Consider the following 21,640-nt stretch of genomic DNA (forward strand, 5'->3'; position numbering starts at 1 on the left):
GGATCAGGCGAAGGGGTCGGGGGTGAGCGTGTACTTGGTGCTGAGGTACTCGTGGATCCCCTCGAGTCCGCCCTCGCGGCCGAGGCCCGACTGCTTCACCCCGCCGAAGGGTGCCGCCGCGTTCGACACCACGCCGACGTTGAGGCCCATCATCCCGGTGGCGAGCCGCTCGATCATCCGCTGACCGCGGGCGAGGTCGCGCGTGAAGACGTAGGACACCAGTCCGTACTCGGTGTCGTTGGCGAGCTCGACGGCGTCGTCCTCGTCGGTGAACGGCACGATCGCGAGCACCGGGCCGAAGATCTCCGTGCGCAGGATCTCGCTCTCCCGGTCGACCCCCGCGAGCACGGTCGGCCGGTAGAAGTGGCCGGCCCCCTCGATCCGATCGCCGCCGGTGAGCAGGCGCGCGCCGCGGGAGACGGCGTCCTCCACCAGCGCGGACGCCTTCTCGACCGCGCGCTCGTCGATCAGCGGGCCGATGGTCACCCCGTCCTCGGTGCCGCGGCCGACGCGCAGAGCGCGCACGCGCTCCACGATCCGCGCGGCGAACTCCTCGGCGATCGACTCGTGCACGAAGAAGCGGTTGGCGGCCGTGCAGGCCTGGCCGATGTTGCGGAACTTCGCGAGCATCGCGCCCTCGACCGCCCGGTCGAGGTCGGCGTCCTCGAACACGACGAAGGGCGCGTTGCCGCCCAGCTCCATCGAGGTCCGCAGCACGTTCTCGGACGCCTGCTGCAGCAGCGTGCGCCCGACGGGAGTGGAGCCAGTGAAGGACACCTTCCGCAGGCGGGGATCCGACAGGATCGGAGCCGACACGGCTCCCGCCGAGGACGTGGTGACCACGTTGAGCACGCCGTCGGGGAGCCCCGCCTCGGCGAGCAGCGCCGCGAAGGCGAGCGTGGTGAGCGGAGTGAGCTCGGCCGGCTTCACGACGACGGTGCAGCCCGCCGCCAGCGCCGGAGCGATCTTCCGCGTCGCCATCGCGAGCGGGAAGTTCCAGGGCGTGATGAGGTAGCAGGGGCCCACCGGGTGCTGCGAGACGATCATCCGGCCGCTGCCCTCGGGCGAGACTCCGTAGCGTCCGCTGATGCGCACCGCCTCCTCGCTGAACCAGCGGAGGAATTCGCCGCCGTACACGACCTCGCCCCTCGCCTCCGCGACCGGCTTGCCCATCTCGAGCGCCATCAGGAGCGCGAACTCCTCGGTGCGCTCCTGCAGGAGGTCGAACGCCCGCCGGAGGATCTCGCCCCGCTTCCGCGGCGCCGTCGCGGCCCACGACGGACCGGCGGCGACGGCGGCGTCGAGCGCCCGGACCCCGTCCTCCGGAGTCGCGTCGGCGATCGAGACCAGGACCGCTCCGGTGGCCGGGTCCTCGACGTCGATCGAGCCGCCGCCGGAGGCGTCCACCCACTCACCGCCGATCAGCAGCTGCGTGGGGATGCGGGCGAGCAGAGCGGTCTCGGCGGCGCGGGACGCGACGGAATCAGTCACAGGAGGGAACCACTTCTTCGGATCGGAGCGCGCAGACCGCGCCGGGAGGAGCTTCTCGTCCTCCCAGTGTAGGACGGGCGATCGCTCCGGGGGCGGGGTCGCCGGGAGCCGCGAGGACCTGCGCCTCCCTGAGCCCTGTGAAGGGACGAGCGCTCAGACGGACCGCTCGACGCGGACTCCCACCTCCGTCAGCTCGCGCAGCGCCGCGGCACTCGCCTCCTCGGAGACGCCTGCGACCAGGTCCTGGAGCACGCGGACCTCGAGCCCCGCCCGTCGCGCGTCGAGCGCCGAGGCGCGCACGCAGTGGTCGGTCGCGAGTCCCACGACGTCGAGCGCGGTGACGCCCCGCTCCGCGAGCACGGCGCCGAGCTCCTCGCCCGCCTCCGTCATGCCCTCGAAGGCCGAGTAGGAGGGGCGGCCCTGCCCCTTGAGGATCTGCACGTCGATCAGAGCGATGTCCAGGGCCGGGTGGAACCGCGCGCCGTCCGTGCCGGCGACGCAGTGGACGGGCCAGCTGTCGACGAAGTCCGGCTCCACCGCGAAGTGGCCGCCGTTGTCGGAGTCGCCCTTGTGCCAGTCGCGGGAGGCCAGCACCGCGGAGTAGCGGTCGGCGTGCGCCGCCAGATGCGCGGTGATTCCCCGGGCGACGGCCGCGCCGCCTGTGACGGCGAGCGCGCCGCCCTCGGTGAAGTCGTTCTGCACGTCGACGATCAGGAGTGCGGTGGTCATCGTGGGCCTTCCGGGAGGAGGTGGAGGAGGAGGAGGCGCGGGAGGTCGACCCGCCCGCGTCAGGAATCGGAGAGCGAGGATCCGCAGCGGTAGACGCCCGTCACGAGGGTGTCGATCGCGGTCTTCGCCGAGTCGGAGACGTCGCCGAGAGCGTAGACCGCGAAGGTCAGCTCGGTGCCGTCCGCCGCGGTGACCACGCCGGCCAGTGTGTAGCCGGTGTCGATCCAGCCCGTCTTCGCGCGCACCGCGCCGTCGGCCGCGGCGTTGTCGCCGGCGAAGCGGTCGGAGTAGGAGAGCGAGCCCGTCCGGCCCGACACCGGCAGGCCGTCCAGGAGGATCCCCAGCTGCCCCTCGCGGGCCTGCACCTTCCGGAGCAGCTCGGTGAAGTACGCCGGCGCGACCGCGTTGTCGTCGCTCAGGCCGGAGCCGTCGACGATCGCGATCCCGGACGTGTCGACGCCGTAACCGGCGAGCCCCTGCAGCACACCGGCCTGCTCGGCAGCGAAGTCGCTGCCCGCGCCGGTGCGGATCGCGACGAGCCGCGCGAGCATCTCGGCGATCGCATTGTCGGAGACGAGCAGCATCTGCTGCACGAGCGTGCCGACCGGAGCCGACTCCACTGTGCCGAGAACCGCGGCGCCCGCGGGAGCGGTCCCGGTGGAGACCACGGGCGAGCCGTCCAGCTCGTCGGCGAACGCCTCTCCGGCCCGGCCGACCGGATCCGTGCCGCGCTCGGAGGTCGAGGCCGTGGGGTCCTCGCGATCGCCGTCCACCTGGAGCGCCGTGATCTCGGGCATGTAGCCGTCGACCTGCTCCTTGCGGTTCCAGCTCGGCTGCCAGGTCTCGCCCGAGTAGAGGGAGGAGTCGAGCACCAGCGACGTGATCGGCGTCCCGGCGGTGGACGGGTCCGCCTCCCAGGCGCTCTCGACCTGCGCCGCGAGGTCGTCGAGGTGGGCCGCTCCGGCGTAGGTCGACTCCCGGCCGGTCGGGAGCCGGGTCAGGGTGAGGTCTCCCCCGCCGACGAGGACGACGCTTCCGGGCTCGCTCCCGCGGACCACGGTGGTGGCGATGCGCGTGTCCGGGCCGAGGACCGCGAGCGCCGACGCGGCCGTGAGGATCTTGAGGGCGGAGGCGGTGCGGGACGCGGTCCCGCCCCCGCGGTCGAACAGGACCTCGCCCGTCGCGGCGTCGACCACACGCGCCTGCATCGAGCCCAGGCGCGGGTCGGCGGCGAGCCCCGCCACCGAGCAGGTGCGGAGCGCCTCGGCCGCCGCTTCGGCGGTGGGCCGCGCCGTGGCCGTCGGCGTCGGTGCGGGAGTCGCGGTGGCGGTCGGGGTCGAGACGACGGGCAGCGCCCCGGGCTCCGCGGCGCTGCCGAGGGCCGTCCCCACGCCGAAGGCGCCGCCACCGACCACGGCGGCCACGAGCACCGCGGCGACCACGAGAGTGCGGCGTCGGCGGGGAGGAGGCGTGTCGGTCATCCGCAACAGGGTAGCGACGCGAGTTCGACGCGACCTGGACGCCGCGGATGAGGCCGGGAACTCGCGGATCCGGCCGGGACGTCGCGGATGACGGGAGAGGGAGCCGCCTGTGGGAATCGAACCCACGACCTTCTCATTACGAGTGAGACGCTCTGCCGACTGAGCTAAGGCGGCGTGCACGCGGGGCCTGAGCCCCGGACACGATTACACAGCATAGCCTGCTCGCGCCCCCGGGCGTGAATCAGGACGGCGCGGTCGAGCAGAGGCTCCGCGACGGCGGCGGCGACCGCCGCGCTCGGCTCAGGCGAGCGCGCCGCGGAGCTCCTCGAAGGAGCGGGCGATGCGTCCGGGCAGGGCCTCCCGGCCGTCGTGATCGACCCAGGCCGCCCAGGCGTGGCGGACGGCGGCGAGCCCGAGGAGCGTCAGCATCCGCGCCCGGCTGCGCACCCGCTCCGCGTCGTCGTCCTCCTGGCCGAGACGCTCGGCGACGAGCCCCTCGACCGCGAGCTCTAACTCGCGCATGCCCGCGATCTTCAGACCGACCAGATGCGGGTGCTCGCGGAAGAGCGCGCGGCGGAGGACGTGCAGCTCCCGGTCCTCCTCGAGCGGCTCCTCCATCGCGGCGACGAAGACCCGCTGCAGGTCCTCGAGCACGGCGCCCCGGCCCGCGACGAACGCCGCCGCCGTCTCGTCGGCGATGACCGGGAGCCCGCCGACCAGCGCGTCCTCCTTCGAGGCGAAGTAGTTGAAGAAGGTGCGCGTGGAGACGTCGGCGGCGCGCGAGACGTCGTCGATGGTCACGCGCTCCGGCCCGCGCTCGCTAGCGAGGCGGAGGACGGCGATCTCGATCGCCCGCCGCGTGGCCAGGCGCTTGCGCTCGCGAAGCCCGGGCTGCTGCTCGCGGGACCGCTCCTGCTCGGTCAGCACTTCGGGTCCACCTCCGGGACCGTCCCCTCGAGCAGGTACGCGTCGACCGCGTCGTTCACGCAGGACGTCGACTTGTTGTAGGCCGTGTGGCCCTCGCCGTCGTAGGTGACCAGGTGTCCGGCGGAGAGCTCGCCCGCGAGCGCCTGCGCCCACACGTAGGGCGTCGCGGGATCGTTCGTGGTGCCCACGACCAGGATGGGCGCCGAGCCCTCCGCGGTGATCGGCTCGCGGGAGCCCTCGAACGCCGCCGGCCACTCGCTGCAGAGGATGTCGCCGTAGGCCATGTAACGGCCGATGGTCGGCGCGGCCTGCTCGAGAGCGGCCTCGTCGGCGCGCATCGAGGCGGTGACGGCGTCGTAGGGGTAGTCGACGCAGTTGATCGCGAGGAACGCCTCGGTGGTGTTGTCCGCGTACCGGCCGTCCGCGTCGCGCCCGTTGTAGGCGTCCGCGTACTGGAACGCGACCGCGGGGTCGCCCCGGCGGACGCCGGCCAGCATCTCGCTCAGCGCTCCCCACGCCGTGGCGTCGTAGAGCGGGTAGACGATCGCGGTGAACAGCGTGCTCGCGCCGAGCTCACGGCCGTCGGCGGCCCGGATCGGCGAGGCGTCCACGTCCTCGAGCATGCGCTTCAGCTGGGCCATCCCCGCGTCGACGGTGCCGGTGAACGGGCAGTCGTCCGAGCGGAGGCAGTCGGAGAGGTAGGCGCGCAGTGCGCTCTCGAACCCCTTCGCCTGCTCGCGCACCACGTCGAACGAGGTGGCCGCCGGGTCGATCGCGCCGTCGAGGACGAGGCGGCCGACCCGGTCCGGGAACAGCCCGGCGTAGGTCGCTCCGAGGAACGTGCCGTAGGAGTAGCCGAGGTAGTGCAGCGTCTCGTCGCCGAGCGCCGCGCGCAGCACGTCGAGATCACGGGCGGCGCTCGGGGTGCCGACCTCGGGCAGCAGCGGCCCGCTACGCTCCTCGCAAGCGGCGGCGAACGCGGCAGCGGTCGTGCGCTGCGCCTGGATCCACTCGTCGCTGCCCCGCTCCCCCGGCGTGATGTCGTAGAGGTAGGAGTCGAGCCCCGCGGCGTCGAGGCAGGAGACCGCGGTGGAGGCGCCCACCCCGCGCGGATCGAAGCCGACGACGTCGTACCGGGCGGCGAGCGCGGAGTCGACCGCGTAGTCGGCGCTGTCGCGGACGAAGTCGACGCCCGACGCTCCCGGTCCGCCCGGATTCACGAGCAGGGAGCCGATCGCCGGGCCCTTCGTCGCGGGTCGGCGCACCAGAGCGATCGACGCGATCTCCCCCGAGGGGTCGTCCCAGTCGAGCGGGACGGTCGCGTCGGTGCAGAGAGCGCCGTCGCCGCAGTCGTCCCAGACCAGCACCTGCGAGTAGTAGCGCTCCAGGGAGTCGTCGACGGTCTGCGGATAGGGGGTGGAGGTCCGGTCGACGCTCGGGCCGGGCGCGAAGCAGCCGGTCAGGAGGGACGCGGCCGCGACGAGCGCGACGACGACGGCCGACCGGCGCCCCCGCCTCACGCGGCCACCGGGCGGCGCGCCGCGACGACGAGCAGCGCCTCGAGAGCGAGGACCGGGGAGACGTTCGCGTCGATCCGCTGCCGGGCTGTCGCGATCGCGTCGAGGACGGCGAGCGTGCGGTCGGGCGGAGTCGCGTCGGCGAGCGCGGTCATCTCGGTCCGGACCTCCTCGTTGATGACGCCGCCGGGCGCTCCGAGCTGGAGGCGCACCACGTCGCGGTAAAGGGAGAGCAGGTCGACGAGGATCCGGTCGAGGCCGTCGCGGAGGCTCCGCGTCGCGCGTCGCTTCTGATCCTCCTCGAGCGCCCGCAGCTGCGAGCGGAGCTGCGCGGGCACGGTGCCCCCGGGCTCGACGCCGAGCGAGCGCAGCGCCTGCTGCCGCTCGGCCTCGTCGCGCTCGAGCGTGATCGCCTTGGCGTCCTCGGTCGCGACCTCGATCATCCGCGCAGCGCCGAGCACCGCGTCCGAGACGCCGCGGAGGCGCAGGGCGATGCGGAGCGTCTCCTCGCGCCGCTCGCGCGCGTTCGCGTCGGTCGCCAGGCGGTGCGCCATCCCGATGTGGCTCTGAGCCTGGCGGGCGGCGCGCTCGGCGGTCTCGGGGTCGACCCCGTCGCGGCGCTCGAGGAGACCGGCGACGTCCTCGACGCTCGGCACGCGGAGCCGCACGGAGCGGACGCGGGAGCGGATGGTGGGGAGCAGATCGGCCTCGCTCGGGGCGCACAGGATCCAGACCGTGCGCTCCGGCGGCTCTTCGAGCGCCTTCAGCAGCACGTTGGACGTGCGCTCGCTCATCCGGTCGGCGTCCTCGATAACCATGACGCGGTAGCGCGACACCGAGGGCGAGTACTGCGAGCTGCTGACCAGCCGCCGCACCTCGTCGATCGAGATGATCACGCGCTCGGTGGTCAGCACGGCGAGGTCGGGATGGGAGCGGGCGGCGACCTGGCGGCAGTCGGGGCACTCCCCGCAGCCGCCGTGGCGGCAGAGCAGTGCGGAGGCGAACGCGTAGGCGAGGTTCGAGCGGCCGGACCCGGGAGGGCCGGTGATGAGCCAGGAGTGCGTCATCGACGACGACTCCCGGCCACGGTCGTCCCGGGGCGTCGAGGCGTCCTGCAGGGCGCCGATGGCGTGCTCCTGCCCGACGAGCTGGCTCCAGACGGTCATGCCACCAGGCTAACCGCGAGCACCGACAGCCGACGCGCCGTCGAGGAGCGCGGCGACCCGCTCCCGCACCGCGGCCGCGATCTCCTCGACGGGGAGACCGGCGTCCACGACGAGGAAGCGCTCGGCGTCCGTCTCGGCGATCGCCAGGAACGCCTCGCGCACGCGCCCGTGGAACTCCGCCTTCTCGGCCTCCAGCCGGTCGAAGCGGGTGCGGGCCGCGTCGAGCCGGCCCCGCGCGACGGCGGGGTCGAGGTCGAGCAGGACGGTGAGGTCTGGCCTCAGGTCGTGGGTGGCCCACTCCGAGAGCCGCCGGACCTCGACGGCGTCGAGGACCCGCCCGGCTCCCTGGTAGGCGACGGAGGAGTCGATGTAGCGGTCCTGCACGACGACCTCGCCGCGCTCGAGCGCCGGTCGCACGAGCGTCCCGATGTGCTGGGCGCGGTCCGCCGCGTAGAGCAGGGCCTCGGCCCGCGGGTCGATCTCGCCGCGGTGGTGCAGAACGATCTCGCGGATCTGCAGGCCCACCTCAGTGCCTCCGGGCTCGCGGGTGCGGACGACGGTCTCGCCCCGCGCGCCCAGCCACTCCTCGAGCAGCCGGGCCTGCGTGGTCTTGCCCGCGCCGTCCCCGCCCTCGAGGGTGACGAACAGCCCGGTCACGACTCCGTCGCGTCCGACGTCTCGGCGGCGGCCGCCGCGGCCGCGCGACTCGCGGCGGTGGCGCGGGGCGCGGCGGGCTTCTTCGCTGCGGTCGTCTTCTTGGCGGCCGCCGTCGTCTTCGCCGCGGTCGTCTTGGCCGCGGTCGTCTTGGCCGCCGTCGTCTTGGCCGCCGTGGTCTTGGCCGCCGTGGTCTTGGCCGCGGGCTTCCTGGCAGGCGCGCGCTTGGCCGGAGCCTTCTTGGCCGGGCCCTTCGCGCGCTTGTCGGCGAGCATCTGGACCGCCTGCTCGAAGTCGATCTCCTCGATCGTGAGGCCCTTGGAGATCGTGACGTTGGTCTCGCCGTCGGTCACGTAGGCGCCGAAGCGTCCGTCGCGGATCCGGATCGGCTTGCCGCTGACGGGGTCCGCCTCGAACTCCTTCAGCGCGCTCGACGCGCGTCGCGCCCCGTACTTCGGCTGGGCGAAGATCTCGAGCGCCGTCGGCAGGTCGACCTCGAAGATCTGGTCCTCGCTGGTGAGCGACCGGCTGTCGGTGCCCTTCTTGATGTACGGGCCGTACCGGCCGTTCTGAGCCGTGATCGGCTCGCCGCTCTCGGGGTCGTCGCCGACCGTGCGCGGCAGGTCGAGCAGGCGCAGCGCCGTCGCCAGGTCGATCGACGCGACGTCCATCGACTTGAAGAGGGAGGAGGTGCGCGGCTTCACGACAGCGGGCTTCTTCGCGCCGCGCTTCGCGGGCGCGGGCTCGACGACCTCCCCGGTGGCGGGATCCGCCGTGGTCTCCGGCTCCGGATCGACCTCGGTCACGTAGGGGCCGAAGCGCCCGTCCTTGACGACGACGGTCTTGCCCGAGTCGGGGTTGCTTCCCAGCACGCGGTCGGTCTGCACCGGGGCGTCGACGAGCTCCTGCGCCTTGGCGGGCGTGAGCTCGTCGGGAGCCAGCTCGAGCGGCAGGTTGACGCGACGCGGCGTCTCCTGCCCCTCCTCCTGGGCCACCTCGAGGTAGGGGCCGTACTTGCCGATGCGCAGGGTGATGTCGTCGGTGATCCGGACGGAGTTGATGCTCTTCGCATCGATCTCGCCGAGGTTGTCCACGACGTGTCGGAGCCCGGGGTGCGTGCCTCCGCCGAAGTAGAAGCGGTTGAGCCAGGCGACGCGGTCCTCCTCGCCGCCGGCGATGCGGTCGAGGTCGCCCTCCATCTCGGCGGTGAAGTCGTACTCCACCAGGTCGGAGAAGAAGTCCTCGAGCAGCCGGACCACCGAGAAGGCGATCCAGTTGGGCACGAGGGCGGTGCCGCGCGGAGTGACGTAGCCGCGGTCGACGATGGTGGAGATGATCGACGCGTAGGTGGAGGGCCGGCCGATGCCGAGCTCCTCGAGCGCCTTGACCAGGCTCGCCTCCGTGTAGCGCGGGGGCGGCGAGGTCTCGTGGCCCTTGGCCTCGACCTCGGCGACGACCAGGCTCTGGCCGACCTCGAGCACCGGCAGCTTGGCGTCCTTCTCGTCGCGGGCGCCGTGACGCTCCTCGTCGCGCCCCTCCTCGTAGGCGAGGAGGAATCCGCGGAAGGTGATGACGGTTCCGGAGGCGGTGAACTCGGCGGTCTTCGCGACGTCGCCGGCCGGCTCGGCGAGCAGCGTCACGGTGGCGGTCGAGCCCTTGGCGTCGGCCATCTGCGAGGCGACGGTGCGCTTCCAGATGAGCTCGTAGAGGCGGAGGTCGTTGCCGCGGAGGGTGCCCGAGAGCTGATCCGGGGTGCGGAAGGTCTCGCCCGCGGGCCGGATGGCCTCGTGCGCCTCCTGCGCGTTCTTGTTCTTGCCGGAGTACAGCCGGGGCTTGTCCGGGACGGTCTCGGCTCCGTAGAGGGACGCGGCCTGGGTGCGTGCGGCGTTCAGCGCCTGCTGCGAGAGCCCGGGCGAGTCGGTCCTCATGTACGTGATGAAGCCGTTCTCGTAGAGCGACTGCGCGACGCTCATCGTCTGGCGCGCCGAGAAGCGGAGCTTGCGCGCCGCCTCCTGCTGGAGCGTGGACGTGGTGAACGGGGCGGCGGGGCGGCGCGAGTACGGCTTGGACTCGAGGTTCGAGACCCGGACCGTGGTGGCGGGGTCACGCAGGGCCTCGGCGAGGGCACCGGCGGTGGACTCGTCGAGGACGGTGACGTCGCCCTTCAGCTGACCGCGGTCGTCGAAGTCGCGGCCGCTTCCGATCCGCTTGCCGTCGAGCCGAGCCAGGCGGGCGTCGAAGCCCGCCGCGGCGTCCGACTCGGGCGCCAGCACGGTGGCGAGGTCCCAGTAGCTCGCCGACACGAACGCCAGGCGCTCCCGCTCGCGGTCGACCACCAGGCGGGTCGCGGCCGACTGCACCCGGCCGGCCGAGAGCCCGGGGCCGACCTTGCGCCACAGCACGGGCGAGATCTCGTAGCCGTAGAGGCGGTCGAGGATGCGGCGGGTCTCCTGGGCGTCGACCAGGGAGGTGTCGATGTCCCGGGTGTTGTCGCGCGCCTTCTGGATCGCGTCCTTCGTGATCTCGTGGAAGACCATGCGGTGCACGGGGACCTTGGGCTTGAGCTCCTCGAGGAGGTGCCACGCGATGGCCTCGCCCTCGCGGTCCTCATCAGTGGCGAGGTAGAGCTCGTCGGCGTTCTTCAGCGCGCGCTTGAGGTCGGCGACCGTCTTCTTCTTCTGGTCGGACACGACGTAGTAGGGCTCGAAGCCGTTGTCGACGTCGACGGAGAACTTGCCCAGCGGGCCCTTCTTCAGCTCCGGGGGGAGGTTCTTCGGCTCGATGAGGTCGCGGATGTGCCCGACGGAGGCGAGCACCTCGTAGCCGTCGCCCAGGTACTGGGCGATGGTCTTGGCTTTCGCCGGCGACTCGACGATCACCAGCTTCTTCGTGCCGGACACAGTTCTCCTCGATTGGTGCTGTCGGGTCGGACGACCAGTGGTCCGACGTCCCCTGCTGCGGGGAGACGGTGCGCGGCGACGTGGTGCGGGGAACGGCGACGCGTCCCCATCGGCGGGGGCGCCCGACAGGCACACCATACACACTGACCCCGGACGTGCTGCCCCCTCCCGAGGACACGGGGACCTCGGGAGGACGCTGGACACGGCCCCGGAGCCGCCTGCCCGGCCTGCCGTCGACGGGGGTGACGCGCGGCGCCGATCGGCGCATGATGAGGCATGGCAACGACGCACACCACCACGACCTCCGCCTACACGGCCAAGCTCCTCGACGGACCGCTGGAGGGCAAGACCCTCCGCCGGGGATACGGCGACGATCAGGCCCCCGCCGCACGCCTCGAGATCCCCGGGGCGAGGGCGGGCTCCCGCTACATCTACCTCCTCGCCGGCGGCCTCGAGCACGACGAGGGCGCGGGCGCCCTGCCGACCGCCGCCGCGTACCGGTACCAGCGACTCTCCTCCGACTGACGCGCTCCCGCGGCGTCGTCCGGACCTCGGTCCGGACGACGCCCGCTGCTGCCCCCGCCCTCAGGGCGGCGGGCCGGCCCTCGACCGCGCCGTGAGGGAGAGCGGACCCGCGGTGACGGCCGCCTCCGTTCTCGCGACGCCGCCGTCGACGTCGCAGAGGACGAGCTCGGCGCCGTTCGCGCGGGCTACGGCGGCGGCACGTCCGCACGGATCCCCGGCCAGCAGGCCGGAGGCGACGTCGGCCGCTGCCAGGGACGAGGCGTCCGCGGCGGCGACCGCTCGCTGGTGCCCGACGACTCCTGCGCAGCCGGCGAGGACGGCGGCCGTCGCCAGGATCGTGCCCGCGACGACTCCGATCGCCACGACCGCGGCCGATCCCTCCTCCCGGTCGCGGACAGCCCCGGGGAGCCGGCGGATCATCCGCCCCCGCCCAGCGCGCAGGACCGGACCGAGACCGGGAGCGAGACCGCCGGGAGCGGGCGCAGCCGGGCCGCGACGTCGACGCAGACCAGTCCGTCCTGCTCCCCCGCCGTGAGCGACGCCCCCGTCACCCGGGCGAGCGGCGCGCGGGGGTCGTCGCCCCGGGCCGCGGACCGGGCCGCGTCGGCGGCCGCGTCGACGAGCCGGACGTACTGCGCCGAGGCCGCTACCGACCCCAGGCACAGCGCCAGCACCGCGACCACCGCCGGGAGCACGAGCGCGAGCTCGGCAGTGGCCGAGCCCTCCTCCTGGACGAGCCGCCCGCGCAGCAGCGGAAGGCCTCTCATCCCGCCGCGGTGAGCGCGCGGGTCACCAGGTCGGTCAGGATGCTCCGCACCTCGTCGCCCTTGAGGATGACCACCAGCAGCCCGGCGAAGCCGACCGCGGCCATCGTCGCGATCGCGTACTCCGCCGTCGCCGACCCCTCCTCGTCGCCCAGAGCGCCGAGACCTCCCCACCCGGGTCGGCGCCACTCGACGCGCCCCGCGGAGACGTCGATGCCCGTTCCTCCGCCGGACGCCGCACCTCCGCCGCTCCTCGAGCCCCGGCTCGTTCCGGGCACACGACTTCCCGCATCCCTGCTCCTACCGAGTCCTCGACTCCGGGAGACTCCCCCGCCGCTGATCGCCGTGTCACTGCTCATGTGTCCTGCTCCGTTCCGCCCCGCTCCATGCCCCTCCTCCGAGGATCGCCGACTCCCGATCCCACCGATCGACCCTCCGGCCGATCCGTGGAGACGCCTCCCGATCCCGCCCCTGTGGAGGAGCGGTCGACCGCGTCACGCCGCCACCGAGAACGTCGAGAGCAGCACCGAGACGACCATCGGAGCCACTCCGAGCAGCAGGAACGCCGGCAGCACGCAGATCCCGAGCGGCAGCATCAGGGTCACGCCGAGCCGAGCGGCTCGCTCCCGCGCCCCGGAGGACGCCCGTGCCCGGACCAGAGCCGCCTCGCTCCGGAGCAGGCGTCCGGCCGGCACGCCCGCCGCCGCGGAGAGGGCGAGCACCGGGTCCGCGTCGGAGAGCACGCGCTCGCCCGAGTCGAGCCCGCACTCGGCGAGCGCCGCCACGACCCGGGCGCGCGACGACTCGATCGAGCCGCCACCGGCCAGCGCCACCGAGAGGAGGTCGAGCGCGAGCCCGGGCGCCGGATCGGCCGGGGCCGCGCTTCGGACGAGGCGCCGCGTCCACGCGTGCGCGGCCGCCATCAACCCGGCTCCCCCGACCAGGCAGACCGCACCGGGCACCGTCCCGAGGAGCACGCCGACCACGTCGAAGCCCAGCAGTGCCCCCAGACCCAGCGCCGCCAGCGGCAGCGCGCTCACGACCCTCCCGGTGGCGGAGGGACCGGCCAGAGCCACCTCGATGTCCCGGCGGGCGCGCGCCAGCTCGCGCAGGGACTCCGCCAGCTCGCCGAGAGCGGCGGCGACCGGCGCGCCGGAGTCGGCGGCCACCCGCCACGCGGCGGCCAGCGCCGCCCACGCGGTCGCCTCACCGGTGTCCGGCGCTCGCCGTCGCGGCCGCTTCCGCTCCGAGCCGCTCCGCCGCGAAACCGGCGTCCCGCGCAGCAGCGCCTCCGTCACGTCGCCCCCGCGGCCGGCCTCCTCCGACACCGCCCGGAGCAGTCGCCGCCGCCGCGCGTCCCCGCTGTCCGCCCCCTCCGCCCCCGCGAGATGCCCGAGGGCCGACGCGGGAGCCACTCCCGCCGCGAGGAGGACGGCCAGTCGGCGCACGACGGCCGCGACCTCGTCCAGCCCGTCGCGGCCCGTCACGCGCTCGACCTCGAGGCGCTCGGGAGCGACCCGTCCTCGACCCTCAGGCGGCCGTCCGCGTCGAGCGCGAACGTCCCGGACGCCGCCAGCCGCCGCCGACCGTCGCGGCGCTCGAGGTGGAGCACCAGGTCGATCGCGCTGACCGTCTGGCGGGCGATCGCCTCGGGCCCGAGCCCCGCGAGGACCCCGAGCGCCTCGAGACGCGCGGGCACGTCCTCGAGGGAGTTCGCGTGGAGGGTCCCCGCACCGCCGTCGTGCCCGGTGTTCAGCGCGGACAGCAGCTCGCGCAGCTCGACGCCGCGGCACTCGCCGAGGACCAGGCGGTCCGGACGCATCCGCAGCGCCTCCCGCACGAGCCGGTCCAGGCCCACGGCACCGGCGCCCTCGAGGTTGGGCTGCCGCGCCTCGAGCGAGACGACGTGCGGGTGCGCCGGCCGGAGCTCGCCGACGTCCTCGATGGCGACGATCCGCTCGGTCGGCGCCGCGCACCCGAGCAGGGCGCCGAGCAGGGTGGTCTTGCCTGATCCACCGGCTCCCGTGATCAACAGGTTCCACCGCTCGCGGACCGCCCGGCGCAGAAGCCGCACTCCGTCGTCGTCCAGCATCCCGGCCGCCTGCAGCTCCCCGAGCGTCCAGGAGTCCGACCGCGGCACCCGCACCGACACGAGCGCTCCACCGGTAGCCACCGGCGGCAGCACGACATGCACGCGGACCCCGTGGCGGAGCCTGACGTCCACGCACGGGCTCGCCTCGTCGACGTGCCGTCCACCGGCCGCGACCAGCGCGACGGCCAGCCGCCGTGCTCCGGCGGCGTCGAGCGTCCACTCCGGAACCCGCTCCGCACCACCGCCCCGGTCGATCCAGAGGCCCGCGCCGCCGTTCACGAAGAGGTCGGTCACCGCGGGATCCGCGGCGTGCGGCGCGAGCAGCCCGAGACCGGCGGCGGCGGGCCGCACCGGCAGCGGGTCGCGGCGGTGCTCGGCGGGGACGAGGGGGACGAAGTCGCGGGTCATCCCGGCACGCTAGGAGCCCGTTCCGCGCGCCGGGGCGCTCCCTGCCCGATCGGAGGAGAGACGCCCGCGTCGGCGCCTGTGGAGGAGCGACCCGGGCCGGACGCGCGCGCAGGGGCGGCCCGGGGCTCTCGGCAGGGAGCCGCTCCGAGGAGGGGCCCCACGGCGCAGAGAAGCCCGGTCGACGAGGAGACGTCCCGGCAACGCGGAAACGCCCCCGCGAGCAGGGCTCGAGCGGGGGCGTCCCTCCGCCGGATCCGGCGGGAAGAAGGGGGCGGCACCCATTGGGGGGAACAGGTGCCGCCTCGGCGGCGCTGGATTGGGGGGAATCACTTGCGCCGCTGGGCCGAAGTTCATTCGGCCGTATGCAACTGTAGGGGACGGATCGCGATTCGCCAAGCCCGGATCCTGTTCTCTGCGGACTCTTATCCGACACCCGCCCCGCACCCAGCTTGCGGCGCGCAGCGATCCCCGCCGGAGACGGGCGCTACGGTGGTGCGACGCCGACCGCGCGGGCCGGCGAACGTCTCACTCGCGAAGGAGCGAATCGCAGATGTCCACTCCCCCCGACGCCCCGGCCGCCGACCGGAACGCCATCGACAACCTCCTCCACGAGACCCGCCGGTTCCCGCCGCCGGCCGATCTCGCCGCCGGAGCGGTCGCGACCGCCGCGCTCTACGACGAGGCCGCGGCCGACCGCCTCGCCTTCTGGGCCGACCGGAGCCGAGAGCTCCTGCACTGGCACCGACCGTTCACGCGCACCCTCGACTGGAGCGAGCCCCCGTTCGCGAAGTGGTTCGACGACGGTGAGCTGAACGTGGCCTACAACTGCCTCGACCGCCACGTCCTGGCCGGCCACGGCGACCGCGTCGCCCTGCACTGGGAGGGCGAGCCCGGCGACTCCCGCTCGATCACCTACGCCGAGCTCACCGCCGAGGTGAAGCGCGCCGCGAACCTGCTCACGAGCCTCGGCGTCCGCGCCGGCGACCGCGTCGCGATCTACCTGCCCATGATCCCGGAGGCGGTCATCGCGATGCTGGCCGTCGCCCGGCTGGGGGCGGTCCACTCCGTCGTCTTCGGCGGCTTCAGCGCCGAGAGCCTGCGCGCGCGCATCGACGACGCGGAGGCGACACTCGTCATCACCGCCGACGGCGGCTGGCGCAAGGGCGCCGTCTCGCCCCTGAAGCCGGCGGTCGACGCCGCGCTCGCCCTCGGCGGCGAGTCCAGCGTCCAGCACGTCCTGGTCGTGCGCCGCGGAGGCAACGAGGTCGCCTGGCACGAGGGGCGCGACCTCTGGTGGCACGAGGAGATCGTGGCGGTCGACGCCGACCACGTCGCCAAGCCGTTCCCCGCCGAGCAGCCCCTCTTCATCCTCTACACCAGTGGCACCACGGGTAAGCCCAAGGGCATCCTGCACACCAGCGGCGGGTACCTCACCCAGGTCGCCTTCACGCACCGCGCGGTCTTCGACCTGCACCCCGAGTCGGACGTCTACTGGTCGACCGCGGACGTGGGCTGGATCACCGGGCACAGCTACGTCGTCTACGGCCCGCTCGCCAACGGCGCCACCCAGGTTATGTACGAGGGCACTCCGGACAGCCCGCATCCCGGCCGCTGGTGGGAGATCGTCGAGAAGCACGGCGTGACGATCCTCTACGCGGCGCCCACGGCGATCCGCTCCTTCATGAAGCTCGGCCGGCAGATCCCGCAGCGCTTCGACCTCTCGAGCCTGCGCCTGCTCGGATCGGTCGGCGAGCCGATCAACCCGGAGGCGTGGGTCTGGTACCGCGACGTCATCGGCGGCGGCCGCACCCCCATCGTCGACACGTGGTGGCAGACCGAGACCGGCGCGATGATGGTGTCCCCTCTGCCCGGCGTCACGACGCTCAAGCCCGGGTCCGCGCAGGTCGCTCTGCCGGGCATCTCGATCGACGTGGTCGACGACTCCGGGACGCCGGTCGGCGCCGACGAGGGCGGACTGCTCGTGATCACCGAGCCCTGGCCGGCGATGCTGCGCGGCATCTGGGGCGACCCGGAGCGCTACGTCGAGACCTACTGGTCGAAGTTCGGCGACCGCTACTTCGCGGGTGACGGAGCGCGTCGCGACCAGGACGGCGACCTCTGGCTCCTGGGGCGCGTGGACGACGTGATGAACGTCTCCGGCCACCGCCTCTCGACCGCCGAGATCGAGTCGGCCCTCGTCTCCCACCCGGTCGTCGCCGAGGCGGCCGTCGTGGGAGCCGCGGACGAGACCACCGGCCAGGCCGTGGTCGCGTTCGTGATCGCGAAGGCGAGCCAGGCCGAGGCGCTGGCCCACGGACACGACGAGCTCGAGGCCACCCTGAAGGCGCACGTCGCCGAGCACATCGGCGCGATCGCCCGCCCGAAGCGGATCTTCGTGGTGCAGGAGCTGCCCAAGACCCGCTCGGGGAAGATCATGCGCCGGCTGCTGCGCGACGTTGCGGAGGGACGCGCCGTGGGCGACACGACGACGCTCGCGGACACGCAGGTGATGGCGGTGATCTCCTCCGCGATCGCCGCGGACTGACCGGGCACCGCACGCCCCCTCCCACCGCGTGGGCCGGAGGGGGCGGTGCGTCAGTCGAAGGCGACGATCAGCTCGACCTCGACGGGAGCGCCGAGGGGCAGCTCCGCCACCCCGACGGCCGAGCGCGCGTGACGGCCGGGCTCGCCGAACACGTCGCCGAGCAGCTCCGAGGCGCCGTTGATCACGCCGGGCTGCCCGGTGAAGCCGGAGGCGGACGCGACGAAGCCGGTGAGCTTCACGATCCGCGTCACCCGGTCGAGCGATCCGATCGCGTCGGCGACGGCCGCGAGCGCGTTGAGGGCGCAGGTGCGGGCCAGGTCCTTCGCCTGCTCGGGCGACACCTCGTCGCCGACCTTGCCGACCAGCGGCAGAGCGCCGTCGACGAAGGGGATCTGCCCCGCCGTGTAGACGAGGCCGCCGTGCACGACGGCGGGGACGTAGGCGCCGGCGGGGACCGCGACCGCGGGCAGCTCGACGCCGAGCTCCGCGAGGCGCTCGGCGATCACGCGCCGGCCTCGGCGACGGGGCGCTTGAGGTACGCGACGAGGCCGCCCTCGGGACCGGTCACGATCTGGACCAGCTCCCAGCCCTCGGATCCCCAGGTGTTCAGGATCGCCGTGGTGTTGTGGATCATCAGCGGGGTGGTGATGTACTCCCAGCGCGGGACGGACATGGCTCTCCTCGGGTGCGGCCGGTGCGGGACGACTGCTGAGCGCCGCGCGTCGGCGGGATGAGCGCCGCGGCTCGTCCGAGCGCGGCGACTACGCTGATTCTATGTCGGGGCAGGGCGGGACCAGAGTCGTGAAGACCATCGGGGGCGCCGTCGGCGGTCTGATCGGCATCGTCGCCATGAGCGTCGTCGCGGGAGTCCTGGTGGCCGCCTCGGTGACGCCGGCGATCGCGCTGAGCGGCATGGCCGCCGGCAACACGGTGGAGATGTTCGACAACCTCCCCGAGTACCTCGAGATCGGCACGCTCGCCGAGAAGAGCGACGTGTACGCGAAGGACTCCTCCGGCGGCGACGTGCTGCTCGCCTCCTTCTACGCCCAGAACCGCGTCGAGGTGGGCTGGGACGAGATCTCGCCGTTCGTGAAGGACGCCGTGGTCGCCTCCGAGGACCCCCGCTTCTACGAGCACGGCGGCATCGATCTGCTCGGCACCGTCCGCGCGGCCGCGACGACGGCCACGGGCGGGGACGTCCAGGGCGGCTCCTCCATCACGCAGCAGTACGTCAAGAACGTGCTCGTGCAGAAGGCGGAGGCGCTCAGCGATCCGATCGAGCGCGACGCGGCCTACCGCGAGGCCACGGAGACCACTCCGGAGCGCAAGGTCGCGGAGATGCGGCTCGCCATCGGGCTCGAGAAGGAGTATCCGAAGAACGACATCCTGCTGGGCTACCTCAACATCGCCCTGTTCGGCGGCACCGTCTACGGCGTCGAGGCGGCTGCCCGCTACTACTTCGGAGTGAGCGCGAAGGACCTCTCGCTCGCGCAGTCCGCCGCGCTCGTCGCGATCGTGAACAACCCCGAGAAGTTCCGCTTCGACCGGCCCGGCGACCCGGCGAACCCCGCCGCGGAGGGCTACCCGCAGACCCGGGACCGGCGCGACTACATCGTCACCCGCATGGACCTCGAGTCGAAGGTGACGTCCGAGCAGGCGCAGGCGGCCGTCGCCGAGCCCGTGACGCCGAACATCACCGAGCCGAGCACCGGCTGCCAGACGGCCGGAGTCGCGGCCTTCTTCTGCGACTACGTCACCTGGGTCATCAAGAACGACGACGCGTTCGGTGCGAGCCAGGACGAGCGCGACGCCACCTTCAAGCGCGGCGGCTACCGGATCTACACGACCCTCGACTCCGACCTGCAGCAGGCCGCCGTCTCGGCCACCGACGACTGGGTGCCCAAGTCGATGGCGAACGTGAACATCGGCAGCGCGAGCGTCTCGGTCGAGGTCGGCACCGGCCGCATCCTCGCGATGACCCAGAACAAGGACTACTCCAACGATCCGGACCTGACGGGCCCCAACTACACGAGCGTCAACTACAACACCGACTTCGGGTACGGCGGCTCCTCGGGATTCCAGGTCGGCTCGACCTACAAGGTGTTCACCCTCGCGGAGTGGCTGCAGGAGGGGCACTCGCTCGGCGAGAGCGTCGACGGCACCCGCCGCGCCTACACGACCTTCCGTGACAGCTGCGAGCCCGACGGCGTCTACTACGGCGAGTCCTGGAACCCCGGGAACGACGAGGGCGGCAACGGAGGAGTGACCACGGCCCTGCAGGCCACGACCGGCTCGATCAACACCTCGTTCGCCGCCATGGCCCAGCAGCTGGACCTCTGCGGCATCCGCAACACGGCGCTGGCGATGGGCGTGCACCGTGCCGACGGGACCGAGCTGCAGAAGCTCGCGCCGACCATCCTCGGCACCAACGAGATCGCTCCGCTCACGATGGCCACGGCCTTCGCCGGCTTCGCGAACAAGGGCACCGTCTGCACGCCCATCGCGATCGACCGCATCGTCGACCGCACGGGCGCCGACGTCGCGCCGCCCGCCTCCGAGTGCAGCCAGGGGATGTCCGAGGAGGTGGCCGCGACCGCCGGCTACGCCCTGCAGCAGGTGGTGACGGGCGGCACCGGCGCCCCCTCCAACCCCCGCACCGGGGTGCCGCACATCGGCAAGACCGGCACCACGGACGACGCGCTGCACACGTGGATGGTCGGCGCGAGCACCGAGGTCGCCACCGCCACCTGGGTCGGCAACGTGACCGGCTTCACCTCCATGCGCGGATTCAGTCTCAACCGGGTGAACGCCGGTCAGGTGCGCCACCAGATCTGGCCGCGCATCATGCGCGTCGCCGACGCCAAGTACGGCGGGACGGCGTTCCCGGCTCCGGTCCGCTCGCTCGTCGACGCTCCGCAGGAGGCCGTGCCCCAGGTCACCGGCCAGAGCCCCTCTGCGGCGGCCTCACGCCTGCGCTCCGTCGGCTTCACGGTCCGCGTCGACACTTCTCCGGTCCCCTCCGACCGCCCGGCAGGGAAGGTCGCGCAGACGAACCCGCCCGCCGGGTCGCGCGTCTCCCGGGGCGCGGAGATCACCCTGCAGATCAGCGCCGGACCGGGCGCCCCGCCCCGCGCGGGCTGAGCCCCGCACCCCCGGCTGCTCCCGAGGGAGCGTCCGGCAGAATGAACGCGGCCGCGCTCGCGGCCGACGTGCGAGAGAAGGACCCATGACCGGACGCACCCGTCGCCCCCTCACCACCGCCCTCGCGACCGTCGCCGCGGCCGGAGCCGTCGCCGCGGCCTGGGGCATCGGCGTCGAGCGGACGTTGTTCACCGTCCGGCGCACGTCGTTCCCGGTGCTGCCCGCCGGTTCCGAGCCGATCCGCGTCCTGCACGTGTCGGACCTGCACATGGCCCCGTGGCAGACGAAGAAGCAGGAGTGGATCCGCTCGCTCCTCGCCCTGGCGCCCGACGTCGTGGTCGACACCGGCGACAACCTCGGCCACCGCGACGGCGTGCTCGGCATCCGCCGAGCCCTGGAGCCCTTCGCCGGGATCCCCGGCGCCTTCGTCAACGGATCCAACGACTACTTCGGCCCTCGGATCAAGAACCCGCTCCGCTACTTCGTCGGCCCCTCCAAGAACCCCAAGCAGCACGAGGCCGATCTCGACACCGACGGGCTGACCGGCTTCTTCTCGGACGGGCTCGGGTGGGTGGACCTCAACAACCGCGCCGAGAGCATCACGGTGAAGGGGACGCGCATCGAGTTCTTCGGCGTCGACGACCCGCACATCGGCCTCGACCGCATCGACCTCGTCGCCGGAGCCGTGGACGAGCTGCGCGGCGCGGAGGACGGACCGGCCGGGGTCAGCATCGGCGTGGCGCACGCGCCCTACCAGCGCATCCTCGACGACTTCGTCGCCCGCGGCGCCGAGGTGATCCTCGCCGGGCACACGCACGGCGGGCAGGTCTGCGTCCCGGGCTTCGGCGCCCTCGTCACCAACTGCGACATCCCGCGCGACAAGGTCGCCGGCTCGACGACGTGGGACAACGGACTGCGCAGCTCGTACCTCAACGTGTCCGCCGGAGTCGGCACCTCGATCTACGCACCGGTGCGCTTCGCCTGCCGGCCCGAGGTGACCCTCGTCACGCTCACTCCGGCGGCCTGACGAGGGGTGTCCGACGGCGGTCCGGAAATCGGCTACTATTGTCGAGGCTCGTGAGCGGTTCTCCGTGATGAGCACACCGGGGTGTGGCGCAGCTTGGTAGCGCGCCTCGTTCGGGACGAGGAGGTCGTGGGTTCGAATCCCGCTACCCCGACCGGTGAGAAGCCCGGCCAGGATCGATGATCCGGCCGGGCTTCGTCGTTCCCGGGGCGTTCTCGGAATTCTGCTGTGGCGGGGCTCGCCCGCAGGCGGATGCTCGCCCGGGCCGGAGCCTGG

The 21,640-nt window shown here is 73.2% G+C and carries 19 protein-coding genes and 2 tRNA genes; 5 read left to right on the forward strand and 16 right to left on the reverse strand.

All coding sequences use genetic code 11. The features are described 5' to 3' along the window. Positions 1-3 precede the first annotated feature (3 nt). The 9 genes from C5C33_RS02715 to topA form a co-directional block, all read right to left on the reverse strand. The gene (locus tag C5C33_RS02715; RefSeq protein WP_104260349.1) at positions 4-1,491 is read right to left on the reverse strand and encodes an NAD-dependent succinate-semialdehyde dehydrogenase; all 1,488 of its coding nucleotides are present in this window, start codon (positions 1,489-1,491) and stop codon (positions 4-6) included. Positions 1,492-1,644: 153 nt separating this feature from the next. Then, the gene (locus C5C33_RS02720) at positions 1,645-2,220 is read right to left on the reverse strand and encodes an isochorismatase family protein (protein ID WP_104260350.1); all 576 of its coding nucleotides are present in this window, start codon (positions 2,218-2,220) and stop codon (positions 1,645-1,647) included. A gap of 59 nt (positions 2,221-2,279) precedes the next feature. Next, positions 2,280-3,701: a D-alanyl-D-alanine carboxypeptidase/D-alanyl-D-alanine-endopeptidase gene (dacB, locus tag C5C33_RS02725; RefSeq protein ID WP_104260351.1), complete on the reverse strand. Its 1,422-nt coding sequence runs from the start codon at positions 3,699-3,701 to the stop codon at positions 2,280-2,282. Between the two features lie 101 nt (positions 3,702-3,802). Further along, positions 3,803-3,875: transfer RNA gene (locus C5C33_RS02730), tRNA-Thr, on the reverse strand. A gap of 126 nt (positions 3,876-4,001) precedes the next feature. Beyond that, a complete protein-coding gene (locus C5C33_RS18350; protein ID WP_219814933.1) occupies positions 4,002-4,628 on the reverse strand; it encodes a TetR/AcrR family transcriptional regulator in 627 nt (208 codons plus the stop codon). Further along, positions 4,622-6,148: an alpha/beta hydrolase gene (locus C5C33_RS02740; protein ID WP_104260352.1), complete on the reverse strand. Its 1,527-nt coding sequence runs from the start codon at positions 6,146-6,148 to the stop codon at positions 4,622-4,624. Before C5C33_RS02740 ends, C5C33_RS18350 begins: the two co-directional genes overlap by 7 nt. Then, a complete protein-coding gene (locus C5C33_RS02745) occupies positions 6,145-7,311 on the reverse strand; it encodes a DNA polymerase III subunit delta' (RefSeq protein WP_104222203.1) in 1,167 nt (388 codons plus the stop codon). Before C5C33_RS02745 ends, C5C33_RS02740 begins: the two co-directional genes overlap by 4 nt. 9 nt (positions 7,312-7,320) lie before the next feature. Continuing rightward, complete coding sequence (gene tmk / locus C5C33_RS02750) at positions 7,321-7,968, reverse strand: dTMP kinase (RefSeq protein ID WP_104260353.1); 648 nt, start codon at positions 7,966-7,968, stop codon at positions 7,321-7,323. After that, positions 7,965-10,865 carry a type I DNA topoisomerase gene (gene topA / locus C5C33_RS02755; RefSeq protein WP_104260354.1) on the reverse strand — a complete coding sequence of 967 codons (2,901 nt, stop codon included), beginning with the start codon at positions 10,863-10,865 and terminating at the stop codon, positions 7,965-7,967. The genes tmk and topA overlap by 4 nt, the downstream gene beginning before the upstream one ends. Before the next feature lie 276 nt (positions 10,866-11,141). On the opposite strand from topA, the gene C5C33_RS02760 reads away from it, so the two are divergent. Continuing rightward, a complete protein-coding gene (locus C5C33_RS02760) occupies positions 11,142-11,390 on the forward strand; it encodes a hypothetical protein (RefSeq protein WP_104222197.1) in 249 nt (82 codons plus the stop codon). Between the two features lie 60 nt (positions 11,391-11,450). Here C5C33_RS02760 and C5C33_RS02765 read toward each other — a convergent pair whose 3' ends face one another. The 5 genes from C5C33_RS02765 to C5C33_RS02785 form a co-directional block, all read right to left on the reverse strand. Then, positions 11,451-11,810: an Rv3654c family TadE-like protein gene (locus C5C33_RS02765; protein WP_104260355.1), complete on the reverse strand. Its 360-nt coding sequence runs from the start codon at positions 11,808-11,810 to the stop codon at positions 11,451-11,453. After that, positions 11,807-12,157 carry a TadE family type IV pilus minor pilin gene (locus tag C5C33_RS02770; protein WP_104222193.1) on the reverse strand — a complete coding sequence of 117 codons (351 nt, stop codon included), beginning with the start codon at positions 12,155-12,157 and terminating at the stop codon, positions 11,807-11,809. Before C5C33_RS02770 ends, C5C33_RS02765 begins: the two co-directional genes overlap by 4 nt. Further along, the gene (locus C5C33_RS02775; RefSeq protein ID WP_244229600.1) at positions 12,154-12,432 is read right to left on the reverse strand and encodes a DUF4244 domain-containing protein; all 279 of its coding nucleotides are present in this window, start codon (positions 12,430-12,432) and stop codon (positions 12,154-12,156) included. Before C5C33_RS02775 ends, C5C33_RS02770 begins: the two co-directional genes overlap by 4 nt. Positions 12,433-12,648: 216 nt before the next feature. After that, positions 12,649-13,641 (reverse strand): type II secretion system F family protein, encoded by a 993-nt coding sequence (locus C5C33_RS02780; protein ID WP_104260357.1) that lies wholly within the window; start codon positions 13,639-13,641, stop codon positions 12,649-12,651. After that, entirely contained in the window at positions 13,638-14,654 is a 1,017-nt protein-coding gene (locus C5C33_RS02785; protein WP_104260358.1) for a TadA family conjugal transfer-associated ATPase, read from the reverse strand. The genes C5C33_RS02780 and C5C33_RS02785 overlap by 4 nt, the downstream gene beginning before the upstream one ends. Positions 14,655-15,204: 550 nt before the next feature. Here C5C33_RS02785 and acs point away from each other — a divergent pair. Next, the gene (acs, locus tag C5C33_RS02790; protein WP_104233737.1) at positions 15,205-17,199 is read left to right on the forward strand and encodes an acetate--CoA ligase; all 1,995 of its coding nucleotides are present in this window, start codon (positions 15,205-15,207) and stop codon (positions 17,197-17,199) included. Positions 17,200-17,249: 50 nt separating this feature from the next. Here the strand turns inward: acs and C5C33_RS02795 are convergent, their stop codons facing one another. Both C5C33_RS02795 and C5C33_RS18355 read right to left on the reverse strand, forming a co-directional pair. Then, entirely contained in the window at positions 17,250-17,705 is a 456-nt protein-coding gene (locus tag C5C33_RS02795) for a RidA family protein (protein WP_219813481.1), read from the reverse strand. Further along, the gene (locus C5C33_RS18355; RefSeq protein WP_164861113.1) at positions 17,702-17,872 is read right to left on the reverse strand and encodes a hypothetical protein; all 171 of its coding nucleotides are present in this window, start codon (positions 17,870-17,872) and stop codon (positions 17,702-17,704) included. The genes C5C33_RS02795 and C5C33_RS18355 overlap by 4 nt, the downstream gene beginning before the upstream one ends. A gap of 101 nt (positions 17,873-17,973) precedes the next feature. On the opposite strand from C5C33_RS18355, the gene C5C33_RS02800 reads away from it, so the two are divergent. The 3 genes from C5C33_RS02800 to C5C33_RS02810 all read left to right on the forward strand — a co-directional run bounded on the left by C5C33_RS02800 (position 17,974) and on the right by C5C33_RS02810 (position 21,518). After that, a complete protein-coding gene (locus C5C33_RS02800) occupies positions 17,974-20,340 on the forward strand; it encodes a transglycosylase domain-containing protein (protein ID WP_104260359.1) in 2,367 nt (788 codons plus the stop codon). Between the two features lie 85 nt (positions 20,341-20,425). Further along, the gene (locus C5C33_RS02805; protein WP_104222183.1) at positions 20,426-21,367 is read left to right on the forward strand and encodes a metallophosphoesterase; all 942 of its coding nucleotides are present in this window, start codon (positions 20,426-20,428) and stop codon (positions 21,365-21,367) included. A 77-nt stretch (positions 21,368-21,444) separates the two neighbouring features. Next, positions 21,445-21,518 (forward strand) — tRNA-Pro (locus C5C33_RS02810). Positions 21,519-21,640: the final 122 nt, after the last annotated feature.

It is taken from the genome of Rathayibacter sp. AY1H3, from assembly GCF_002932015.1.